Annotated in this window: 12 protein-coding genes; 6 read left to right on the top strand and 6 right to left on the bottom strand. The window is 63.1% G+C overall.

The window, feature by feature from the left end:
* The 6 genes from WAW17_RS25455 to dnaA form a co-directional block, all read right to left on the bottom strand.
* Positions 1-614 (bottom strand): metal-dependent hydrolase (locus WAW17_RS25455; protein WP_422335655.1); only part of this gene is annotated, 614 nt, incomplete at its 3' end.
* A 114-nt stretch (positions 615-728) separates the two neighbouring features.
* Positions 729-1,277 carry a DUF721 family protein gene (locus tag WAW17_RS25450; RefSeq protein ID WP_422335654.1) on the bottom strand — a complete coding sequence of 183 codons (549 nt, stop codon included), beginning with the start codon at positions 1,275-1,277 and terminating at the stop codon, positions 729-731.
* Positions 1,267-2,502 carry a DNA replication/repair protein RecF gene (recF, locus tag WAW17_RS25445; protein ID WP_422335653.1) on the bottom strand — a complete coding sequence of 412 codons (1,236 nt, stop codon included), beginning with the start codon at positions 2,500-2,502 and terminating at the stop codon, positions 1,267-1,269. The genes WAW17_RS25450 and recF overlap by 11 nt, the downstream gene beginning before the upstream one ends.
* Positions 2,503-3,414: a phosphogluconate dehydrogenase (NAD(+)-dependent, decarboxylating) gene (gene gnd / locus WAW17_RS25440; RefSeq protein ID WP_422335652.1), complete on the bottom strand. Its 912-nt coding sequence runs from the start codon at positions 3,412-3,414 to the stop codon at positions 2,503-2,505.
* 62 nt (positions 3,415-3,476) lie between these two features.
* Positions 3,477-4,661 (bottom strand): DNA polymerase III subunit beta, encoded by a 1,185-nt coding sequence (gene dnaN / locus WAW17_RS25435; protein ID WP_422335651.1) that lies wholly within the window; start codon positions 4,659-4,661, stop codon positions 3,477-3,479.
* Positions 4,662-5,217: 556 nt separating this feature from the next.
* Entirely contained in the window at positions 5,218-6,780 is a 1,563-nt protein-coding gene (dnaA, locus tag WAW17_RS25430; protein WP_422335650.1) for a chromosomal replication initiator protein DnaA, read from the bottom strand.
* Positions 6,781-7,515: 735 nt separating this feature from the next.
* Here dnaA and rpmH point away from each other — a divergent pair.
* From rpmH to WAW17_RS25400, 6 genes are all read left to right on the top strand, one after another.
* Positions 7,516-7,659 (top strand): 50S ribosomal protein L34, encoded by a 144-nt coding sequence (rpmH, locus tag WAW17_RS25425; protein WP_005263481.1) that lies wholly within the window; start codon positions 7,516-7,518, stop codon positions 7,657-7,659.
* A gap of 27 nt (positions 7,660-7,686) precedes the next feature.
* Positions 7,687-8,064, top strand: a complete 378-nt coding sequence (gene rnpA / locus WAW17_RS25420; protein WP_422335649.1) for a ribonuclease P protein component — start codon at positions 7,687-7,689, stop codon at positions 8,062-8,064.
* Positions 8,061-8,402, top strand: a complete 342-nt coding sequence (yidD, locus tag WAW17_RS25415; protein ID WP_422335648.1) for a membrane protein insertion efficiency factor YidD — start codon at positions 8,061-8,063, stop codon at positions 8,400-8,402. Before rnpA ends, yidD begins: the two co-directional genes overlap by 4 nt.
* Positions 8,403-8,406: 4 nt before the next feature.
* Positions 8,407-9,528, top strand: a complete 1,122-nt coding sequence (yidC, locus tag WAW17_RS25410) for a membrane protein insertase YidC (RefSeq protein ID WP_422335647.1) — start codon at positions 8,407-8,409, stop codon at positions 9,526-9,528.
* 20 nt (positions 9,529-9,548) lie between these two features.
* On the top strand, positions 9,549-10,106 hold the full coding sequence (locus tag WAW17_RS25405) for a protein jag (protein ID WP_422335646.1): 558 nt from the start codon (positions 9,549-9,551) through the stop codon (positions 10,104-10,106).
* A 176-nt stretch (positions 10,107-10,282) separates the two neighbouring features.
* The gene (locus tag WAW17_RS25400) at positions 10,283-10,549 is read left to right on the top strand and encodes a hypothetical protein (RefSeq protein ID WP_422335645.1); all 267 of its coding nucleotides are present in this window, start codon (positions 10,283-10,285) and stop codon (positions 10,547-10,549) included.
* Positions 10,550-11,174 lie beyond the last annotated feature (625 nt).

Genomic DNA, 11,174 nt, shown 5'->3' with positions numbered 1-11,174 from the left:
TCCCGCTTGTCGAAGTACCGCATCACGTCGTACGCGACGGACCGGTGTTCCACCTCCTCCGCCCCGTGCCAGCGCAGCAGGTCGAGCATGGTCGGATGCGTACCGGCGCGGTCCAACCCGTCTGCGTTGAGTACCCAGTCACCGAGAAACGCGGTGATGTGCTCGATCGCAGCGATGACGGCCAGTCGCTCGACGAGGTAGTTCCGTTCCCGCATACCGGTGAGCGGCCTCGGCCCGAGGATCTTTCCGAACGTCCATTCCATCTGCGCGGTGAAGGGAGTGGGATCGAGTCCGTTCTCCTTCAGATGCGCGAGCACACCCGTGTGCGCTCCCGCATGCATCGCTTCCTGGCCGATGAAACCGACGACGTCGTCGCGCAATTGTTCGTCCTCGATCAGCGGCAACGCTTCCTTGAACGTCTCGACGAACCATTCCTCCCCAGCGGGAAGGAGCAGGTGCAGGACGTTCAACACGTGGGTGCTGAACGGATCGCCGGGAATCCAATGCATGGGCAGGTTCGTCCAGTCGAACTCGACGTTCCTGGCCTGCAAGAGAATGTGGTCCGGTTCGTGGATCCGGGCAGCGGACTTGCGGGATGCAGTCGGGGCGGACATGTGGTTACTCCTTCGTACCGACCTCCACGCCACGACGACAACGTTGTGGCGCAGTTCACTCGTACAACTGAGAGTTACCGTAACACCGAGTAATAGATAAAACCAGGTGTCGATCTATCCGTAGGTGTCGCGCGGACCTCGACCTCGAACGTGCCGCTCGCCCTTGCGCCAACTGGGAGCCGTCGGCCCCGTGATCCGGAGTGACTTCACCACGCCGTTCCCGACGGCAGCGGCGATCTTCGCGAGAATCTGTGACTGCATCATCCGAAGTTGGGTCGCCCAGGCCGTCGACTCCGCGGAGATGCTCAGAATCCCGTCACGCAGACCGGTCGGTTCGGCGTGTGCCGCGATGTCCTCCCCCACCACCTGCGGCCACCGGCCGAGCACTGTCCCCTCGGAAACCTTCGGCGACCAGCCACGTTGCTTCGCCAGCGCACTGGTCAACGCACCGAACGGCTGCGGATCGCGGTCGTCGGGACCCGGCCCCGACCACCCGCGCCGACGTCGCGCCCGAACACCCCGCACACCCGAACGCCGGCCCTGCCCGACGGATTTGCCGCTGGCCTTCGCCGCGGCACGGGCCTCCTCGAGAGCACGGCGGGCGAGATCGACGCCCTTCAACTCCAGCTCCGCAGGTGCGACAGGCTCGAGATCATCCGTCATGCCCGGTAGCCTCCTCCGTCTCGGTCGTCAGGTGCGAGATTCGGCCGCGGTCCGTGTCGCGAGCCTCCACGGCGAACCGCATCGCGTCGAGCTCCTCGGGAACGTCCTCAGGGACGGCCGCGGTGATCAGGACCTGCTCCGCCTCGGCCGCCACCTTCGCCAATGCTCGTCGCCGGCGGCGGTCGAGTTCGGCGAACACGTCGTCGAGCATCAGCACGGGGTCGCTGCCGTCCGAACGGAGCAGCGCGAACGCGGCGAGCCGCAGTGACAGGGCAAACGACCACGACTCCCCGTGGCTCGCGAAACCTTTCGCGGGGGTGTCGCCGAGCTGCAGGTCGAGGTCGTCCCGGTGTGGGCCCACCAGGCACACACCGCGCTCGATCTCCCTGGACCGCATGACGGACAGTTCTTTCAGGAATCGGTCGGCGAGGAAAGAGACGTCGCCGGCCTCCGGCACTCGGGCCGGATCGGTGAATTCCGGAGGCAGGGAGGTACCCAGACTCGAGCGATAACGGATACTCGCCGGCCGCGATTCCGGTGCCAGGGACCGGTACGACTCCGCGAGATGCGGAGCGAGGTCGTACACCAACTGCAGGCGTCCTGCCAGAAGCTCGGCGCCGTGCGCCGCGAGGTGTCCGTCCCAGACCTCTAGTGTGGCAAGAGCACTCGCGCCGTCCTCGCTCGAATGCGAACCTCGCGAGCCCCGTCGCAGGGCACCTCCCGCGGTCTTGAGCAGCGCTGACCGCTGCCGCAGCACCCGATCGTAGTCGGCGCGAACCGCAGCCATGCGCGGCCGACGCGAGGTCAGGAGTTCGTCGAGGTAGCGCCGCCGCTCACCCGGATCCCCGCGCACCAGCGACAGATCCTCCGGGGCGAAGAGCACCGTCTGCAAGATGCCGAGGATGTCGCGCGGCCGCCGAGTGGGTGACTGGTTGATGCGGGCCCGGTTGGATTTGCCCTCGTTCAGTTCGATGTCGACGGTGAGTTCGCGGCCCGTGTTGACGACGGCGGCACCGACGAACGCCGTACCGGCGCCGGTACGGATGAGCGGGGCGTCCGACGCCACCCGATGGGACGAGAGGGTGGACAGGTAACCGAGGGACTCGAGGATGTTCGTCTTCCCGTGGCCGTTGGGCCCGATGAAGACAGTGCATCCCGGGCGCAACTCGATGGTGAGTGCGTCCCAGGACCTGAAGTCTCTGAGCGAGAGCGCGCGAACGAACACCTATGTTCCAGAACCGGCTTCGGACCCGTCATCCGCCCGATTCACGGCGTGCCCACCGAACTGATTACGCAGCGCCGACACCGCTTTCATCGCGGGCGAATCGTCCTGGCGAGACGCGAATCGGGCGAACAGTGCCGCCGAGATGACAGGAGCGGGCACCGCATGGTCGATGGCTTCCTGCACCGTCCATCGTCCCTCACCCGAATCCTCTGTGTAACCGGAGATCTCAGCGAAATCGGGATCGTCACCGAGTGCCTTGACGAGCAGCTCGAGCAGCCACGAACGCACCACCGTGCCCTTCGTCCACGCACGGAGCACCCCGTGTACATCGGTAACCAGCTCCTCGGCCTCGAGGAGCTCGTATCCCTCCGCATACGCCTGCATCAGGCCGTATTCGATGCCGTTGTGGATCATCTTGGCGTAATGGCCGGCCCCGATCGGGCCGGCGTGAACGAAGCCGTCCGCGCGCTCACCCTCGGGGCGCAGCGCATCGAAGAGGGGAAGTGCGCGTTCGACATCGGACGGCGAACCACCGACCATCAGCCCGTAGCCGTTCTCGAGTCCCCACACACCCCCGGACACACCACAATCGAGGTAACCGATGCCGCGCGAGGCCAGGAGGTCGCCATGAACCCGATCGTCTGTGTATCTCGAGTTCCCTCCGTCGACAACCAGGTCACCGGTCTCGAGCATGGTGGACAGTGCCGTGACGGTGTCCTGGGTGATCTTTCCGGCCGGAACCATCACCCACACCACGCGCGGTGACTCGAGTCGCTGTACCAGTTCGGACAGTGACCCCACGTCCGTGACCTCGGGTCGCGGGTCGTAGCCCACGACTTCGAGGCCCTGCGCGCGCCACCGCTCGCGCATGTTGAAGCCCATCTTTCCGAGTCCGACCAACCCGATCTGCATCGCGTCTCCGTCCACCCGTGAGAGTTCTTCCAGCAGTGACTGTTTCGACTTCCGGGTCGGTGTCAGCCGGGAAGACGCACTGGCATCAGCAGGTACGTGTACGCACTCTCCGGCGCCGAGAAGGTTCCGGATTCGTCGGGTTCGATCTCGTCCTCCGTAGCCGGCCGCAGTACCGCGGGACGACTCGACGTCGTGAATCCGAAGAGAACTCGTTCACTGTGCAGCGAGGACAGCCCGTCGAGGAGGTAGCCGGGGTTGAACGCGATGGTCAGGGACTCACCCTGGAACACCGCATCGAGTCCTTCCTCGGCCCGGCCCGCGTCGTCTCCGCCTGCCGAGAGGAGCAATTCCTCGTTCGAGAACTGGAGGCGGACCTGCGCGCCGCGCTCGGCTACCAGCGCCACCCGCTTGATGGCTTCCATGAGCGGTGCGATCTCCACCGTCGCCATGGCCGTGTGCTCCGACGGCAGAAGCTGGCGGAACTTCGGGAACTCGGCGTCGAGGAGGCGCGTAGTGGTGCGGCGGCCGTCGTTGACAATGCCCAGGAGACCGTCGTTACCCACGGCCGAGCCCGAACCCAGAGCCAACTCGACCGGCGAAGTTGCATCTCCGGCAAGCGTTTTCGCCGATTCGGAAAGCGTCTTGGCAGGAATGAGAACGGCGGCGGTGGTATCCGGATTTCCGGGAGACCACTCGAGTTCCCGGACCGCGAGACGGAAACGGTCGGTTGCTGCGAGGACGATCCTGGTGTGATCGATCTCCAGCCGGATACCGGTCAGCATCGGGAGCGTGTCGTCCTTGCCTGCGGCGACAGCCACCTGGCTGATGGCCTCGGAGAAGACGTCAGCGGGAATCGAGCCGGTCTGCTGCGGCAGCTGTGGAAGCTGCGGGTAGTCCTCGACCGGCATCGTCGGCAGCGAGAACTTGGCGCTTCCGCAGGTGATGAGAACACGGGTGCCGTCGAGAGTCACATCGACAGGCTTGTTCGGCAGCGACTTGGTGATGTCGGCCAGCAACTTTCCCGATACCAGCACCTGGCCGACGCTTCCGACCTCGGCGGCGACCCGGACCTGAGCGGATACCTCGTAGTCGAAACCGGAAACTGTCAACCCTTGTTCGGTCGCGTCCAGCAGAACTCCGCCGAGGACCGGGACAGGAGGCCGTGACGGCAGACTGCGAGCGACCCACGCCACTGAATCAGCGAATTCTTCCCGGGAGACGCGAAACTTCAGGCTTCCAAGCTCCATCGCCGGGTGGTTCCTCTCGGTAGGCACGTTAGGTAGACACGGTCGGGCCGTGACCACAGCACTGCAGTCTTCCACAGGGCGGCGATGCATAACCGTATGCCCTCGAGGACGAAGTTGAAAGCGGAACCGTGCCGTCCTCGAGTCGCCGACGACGGCCTGTGAACCGATGCGATCCCCAACCCTGTTTTCAAAGAGTTTCTTAAAGGAATTATTCAGAAGTACTATTAGGTCCTGTGGAATCTGTGGACGAACGGTCGTAGGTGCTGGTCCCTCCGCGTCCCGGCGTGTGGAGTTCTCGAGGACAGACTCGAGGACGAATTCGGTACCCATGTGGACTACTCGAGGTTGTTCGAAGTTCTCCACGCTCTGTCCACAGAGATTCCACTTCATCCCCACGCTTATCCACAGGTGTGCATGCTTCGTTGCAGGTCCAGCGCTCGGCGGGTTGCCCCGGCGTGTTGCGGGGCCGGGGGTTTGGCGCAGACCTCGAGGACCGGCTCGAGGACCCCTCGAGGGGCTAACTCGAGGGGTCGCTCGAGGGGTCGCTCGAGCGCCGCTATCGCTTGGAACGTTGTTTGATGCGCGCGGTGAGTTCCTGCACCTGGTCGTAGACCTTGCGCCGCTCCGTCATCTCCTTGCGGATCTTCTTGTCCGCGTACATGACGGTGGTGTGGTCACGCCCGAACGTCTGGCCGATCTTCGGCAGCGAGAGATCCGTCAGCTCACGGCAGAGGTACATGGAGATCTGGCGGGCGGAAGCCAACGGTCGTGCCTTGCCGGGACCGCACAGGTCGTCGATGGACATGTTGAAGTACTCCGCGGTGACGGCCATGATCGTGGCCGCATTGATCTCGAGACTCGACGAGTCGGGCATGAGATCACGCAGGACGACCTCCGCCAACGTGAGGTCGAGGGGCTGCCTGTTCAGGGATGCGAACGCCGTCACACGGATGAGGGCACCCTCGAGCTCCCGAATGTTGCGTTCGATCCGGCTGGCGATCAACTCGAGGACGTCGTCCGGCACCTCGAGGCGGTCCATGCGGGCCTTCTTGCTGAGGATGGCGATGCGCGTCTCGAGTTCCGGTGGCTGGACGTCGGTGATCAGGCCCCATTCGAATCGGGTCCGGAGACGTTCCTCGAGTGTGGCCAACTGCTTCGGCGGCCGGTCGGACGAGACGACGATCTGCTTGTTGGCATTGTGGAGGGTGTTGAAGGTGTGGAAGAACTCCTCCTGGATACCTTCCTTGCCCTCGATGAACTGGATGTCATCGACCAGCAGCACATCGGTTTCCCGGTAGCGTCGTTTGAACGCCACCTTGCGGTCGTCGCGGAGACTGTTGATGAAGTCGTTGGTGAACTCTTCGGTCGAGACGTACTTCACCCGCATGCCCGGGAACAGCCGCTGCGCGTAATGACCTGCCGCGTGCAGGAGGTGGGTCTTACCGAGACCGGACGCCCCCCAGATGAACAATGGGTTGTACGCACGTGCAGGGGCCTCTGCGATGGCCACGGCGGCGGCGTGCGCGAACCGGTTGGACGAGCCGATCACGAAGGTGTCGAACGTGTACTTGGCGTTGAGGCTGGTGCCCGTCGAGACAGGGGCCGGTCCGGCGGCCGGTTTCGTGAAATAGGACGGCCAGGATTCGTGCACGCTGGCGAGAGCCTCGCTGTCGTCGTCGACCTCCTCGGCGTCGGAGAAGTCGGAATGCGACTGGTCGTCGGTGCCGTACCGGCGGCGGCGGTACGAATCGGAGCCGGTGACTGCGGGGTCCAGATGTCGCGGGCCGGGTACAGGCTGGTATGCCCGCTCCACGGGTTCGGGTTCGTCGTCCGTGGGAGCGGCGATGCGGACCCCGAGACCTTCCACCTGCTCTCCGAGATGCCGGCCGAGGGCATGGAGGATCGGCTCGCGAAGGTCTCGCTCTATGGCCTCCTGCGCGAAGGGCGACGGAACGGACAGCAGTGCGAATCCCTGGGCGAGCGTGAGGGGCTTGACGAGTGCCAGCCACGCTTTCTGTCCTCGGGTGAGCGGCGGTAGATCTCCGCCCGGCGAATCGGATGTGAGGTCAGCGACGACATCGATCCAGATCCGTGAGAGCGCATGTGGATCGTCGTTCACGTGGTTCCTCCCCAGTATGTTCGCGGACTCGACATCGGGGAGTGCCGAGCCGAGGTGTAGGTGCCGTCGCCGGGCTGTGAACAACCGATCCCAGACGTGAGGACGGACCCCGTACGGACCTACGAATATGCCATCTGAACTGTGTTTCCACACAATTATCCACAGATGTGGACAACTCGGAGACGGCTCGGGTCGAGTCGTCGTCACGTGCGGAAACGCCCAGGATCGGCGCTCTGACCTGCGACTATTCAGTAACGTCTGGATGGGAAGGGTGGTGGAACGCCGTAGCGGACAGGGTTAACAACCCTCGGGGCGGCTCGGTGCGGCACTTGATCTTTGCCCTGTGGATGAATTGTGGTGAACGTGCAGATGAGAACAGTGAAACCGAGGACTGGATGTTCGGTCAAGGTTCATCGGCGAGACCATGCAATCAACGCTAGCAACAGTGTCGGCAACCTCACAGCGGTTTGGCACATCGAATGTGGGGGTGCAAACATTTGTCGATCTTCGGCGTGTCGGCCATTCGATTCCGCGGGGAACAGTGGGTGAGTGAGTTTGACCTGACCGGGAGTGATAAGTACTCTCGAACAGTCACCCGGCGGTGAGGTGACGATTCCGTGCTGGCTGAGTCCAGTTCCGAGTCCGACCCTCGCGCTTCGATTGACCACCTGAGTTTTTGCCAATGTTAGATCCATGACGCCGGGAGGCGTCGATGAACTTCGAGGAGTGTTGACCGTGGCCAAGGGCAAGCGGACGTTCCAGCCGAACAACCGACGCCGCGCGCGCGTTCACGGCTTCCGTCTTCGTATGCGGACCCGCGCGGGTCGTGCAATCGTTTCGGCGCGTCGCCGTAAGGGCCGCGAATCTCTCACCGCCTGATCCAGATTCTGGGTTCAGGAGCTCGGGGTGTTGCCTGAGCCGCACCGATTGCGTCGGCATTCAGACTTTTCTCTGACTGTTCGGCGCGGTCGGCGGATGGGAAGACGCGACCTGGTTGTGCACGCTTTCGACCGTGCACAGACAGACGAGTTGGTGATAAGCGGCGGTCCGCGATTCGGACTCGTCGTCAGTAAGGTTGTCGGGCCGGCGGTGATTCGACATCGAGTCGCACGCCGGCTTCGTCATATCTGTGTCGATCTGGTGGGAGATGTTCCCAGCCATGTCGATGTGGTGATTCGTGCTCTTCCGGGAGCTGCGACTGCAAGTAGCCGGGACCTGGACAAGCAACTCCGCGCGGGTCTCGCGCGATTGGATCTTCTTGCGCCTGTGAGTAATTCCGCATGAAAACTGAACTCGACGAGACGGCCGTGGACCAGTCCAGGGCCGTACGTGCATGGAAGTCGGTACGTGCGTTTCCGGCGCGTATTCTCATCTTTCTCATCGAGCTGTACCGGACGTATGTGTCGCCCCTACGGATGCCGACCTGCCGGTTCATGCCGACCTGCAGTGAGTATGCGGTCGACGCGTTACGCACCCACGGTGTGTTCAAAGGCATTGTCTTGACGGTGGTGCGGCTGGCGAAGTGCGCACCCTGGCACCCTGGTGGGTGGGACCCCGTCCCGGCCCGCCGTGATAGCCGCCATCGCTGTCGGGTGAACGTGGACGAACAGAGGAGTACATAGAGCCGTGCTCGACTTCATTTACTATCCGGTGTCCGGGATCCTCTGGGTCTGGCACAAGATCTTCGGTGCAATTCCCTTCCTCGGGCCCGACAGCGGATTCACCTGGGCGTTGTCCGTGGTGTTCCTCGTCTTCACGCTGCGCGCCATCCTCTACAAGCCATTCGTCAAGCAAGTTCGGACCACGCGGCAGATGCAGGAGCTGCAACCGCAGATCAAGGCGTTGCAGAAGAAGTATGCGGGCGATCGTCAGCGTCAGGCTGTCGAGATGCAGAAACTGCAGAAGGAACACGGGTTCAACCCGATCATGGGTTGCCTTCCGGTTCTGGCGCAGGCGCCGGTGTTCATCGGCCTGTTCCACGTGTTGCGGTCCTTCAACCGCACCGGCACCGGCTTCGGTCAGCTCGGCATGTCCGTCGAGGACAACGCCAACACCCCGAACTACTTCTTCAGTGTCGAAGATGTGCAGTCGTTCCTGAGTGCTCGTCTTTTCGGAGCGCCCATTTCGGCGGCCATCACGACGCCGAAGGCGCAGCTCGAGGCATTCGCGATCTATGGGCCCATTCCGACGGTCCTGAATATCGCGGCGGTTGCCATTCCTTTGATGGTGATAGCCAGTGTGGCGACACACTTCAACTCGCGCGCCTCCGTTGCGCGGCAGAGCCCGGAGGCCGCTGCGAACCCGCAGTCCGCGATCATGAACAAGCTCGCATTGTGGGTGTTCCCTCTCGGTGTTCTTGTCGGTGGTCCATTCCTTCCCATCGCGATCCTTCTCTACTGGGTGAGTAACAACATCTGGACGTACGCGCAGCAGCACATCGTCTTCCGCCGAATCGACGCGGAAGAGGATGAGAAGAAGCAGGCAGCGCTCGCGCGACGCGCAGACAATGCCCCGAAGCCCGGCGCTCGTCCCGACTTGGCCAAGAAGAAGAAGAAGCCTGAGGCGACATCCGAAGAGGTGTCCGCGGCGATCGAGCCGGAGATCGTCGACGGAGCGGTGGAGGACAGCACTCCCGAACAGTCGACCGGCACATCGAGCGGTGGATCGTCCACGGGTACGTCGAAACCGAAACCTGGTTCCCGCCCGCAGGCCAACCGCGGAAAATCCCCCAAGCGCAAGCGGCGCTGATTCACGAAAAGAGAACGAGCATGGCTAGTGAGCCTGACATCGCAGTGGACGGAGATGAGACAGACGTGACTGTTCCCACGCAGAGCCCGGACACCGAGGTTGACTCCGATTCTGATGACGATTACCTGATCGAAGAGGGAGAGATCGCCGGCGACTATCTCGAGCAGTTGCTCGATGTGCTCGACTTCGATGGCGACATCGACCTGGACGTCGAGGGCGATCGCGCAGTGGTCAGCATCGACGGCGGAGACGATTTGACGAAGTTGGTCGGCCACAAGGGTGAGGTTCTGGACGCCCTCCAGGAGTTGACTCGTCTTGCCGTACAGCAGGCGACGGGCGAGCGCAGTCGACTGATGCTGGACATTGCCGGGTGGCGCGCTGGTCGACGTGCGGAACTCACCGAACTGGGTGCGTCCGCGGCGCGGCGTGTTCTCGAGACAGGTGAGCGTGAAGAGCTTGCTCCCATGACGCCGTTCGAGCGCAAAATCGTGCACGATGCGGTCGCCCAGGTCGACGGTGTCTCCAGTGAGAGCGAGGGTGCGGAGCCGTCGCGTCGTGTGGTCCTCATCAAGGACTGACACACAGTGATTCGAAGGCGGGGCTACCGGATTGTTCGGTAGCCCCGCCCTTTTCGTGTTTCCGGCGGATCTTCCTTCTTGGAAGGCGGTTTCACGTGAAACAACCCACCCCCTCCCCCGCCGCGATGATTGGGCGGCTGCCGGTGAGTCGACACGGATGAGCGAAAGGTCGGGTGATGGCCGGTGACATCGAAGGCGTTGTGGCTGACCACTCCAAGGCTCTTGTGATATTCGATGTGCCACCTCGTGCGGCGGTGTTTGTGGAATGGAGGCCTGTCGTGAGACGTGGCCACCGTTCTTCGAGTGGCGGTTCCACGTTCGAAATCGATTCGCTGAATGGCACCTCCGGCAGCGATGCGATGTCGCATATGCCGAACGCCTTACTGCAGTGCGCGGAACTCCCGGAGAACTGGCTGCCGACCCCGGCAACAGACTGGGACTGACTTGTGGGCTGCGAACGCTGGAGGGCCGCTGGCTCGTCGAGCGCGAGCATCATTCCATTGCCACGTATCGAAACCGGGTTCATGAACCGGTCGTCCCGAGAACGTGTCCCGACTCTGGCTGGAAACCGTGCAAATCCGCGATTTTGACCGCGGTTAGCGGGCATCCTCCCATACCAGGTAGTTTCGTCACTGTGATGATTGATGAATGAAGTCGCGGGCTAGTCGCGGGCGCCATTTCAGTTGACCACGAAGTGCGAACGGTGCTGAACAAGCAGTGTCGCGTACGTCCGCCAGGACGAGGTTGACGGGACCCGGTGCGCACCCGCGCACGGTTCGTCGACTCGCGAACGGACGACTTCGATCTCGGATGTAGTCGCGCAGCCGCGAGGGACTTACCGGCGTCCACTCGTCCGCCTCGGAGGCGCCACAATAGGCGGAGCCCGCTCTGGACGTCGGCGTGGATGTTCCACGTGAAACAACGCACCCACCGCGGAGACGATTCCACCGCGGCGACGATTGGACTCCTCGCAACAGAAGTTGAAACGCTGCCTGCGACGTGTGTAGCGCCGATCAATGAGACGGTTTCAGCCGGCGGTTGCGACAACCCCATTGAACACTTCGGTTG

It is taken from the genome of Rhodococcus sp. (in: high G+C Gram-positive bacteria), assembly GCF_049286785.1.
Taxonomy (GTDB): domain Bacteria; phylum Actinomycetota; class Actinomycetes; order Mycobacteriales; family Mycobacteriaceae; genus Rhodococcus_F.
The sequence above is the reverse complement of the archived record's forward strand: the minus strand, read 5'-3'. Positions and strand labels throughout refer to the sequence as shown.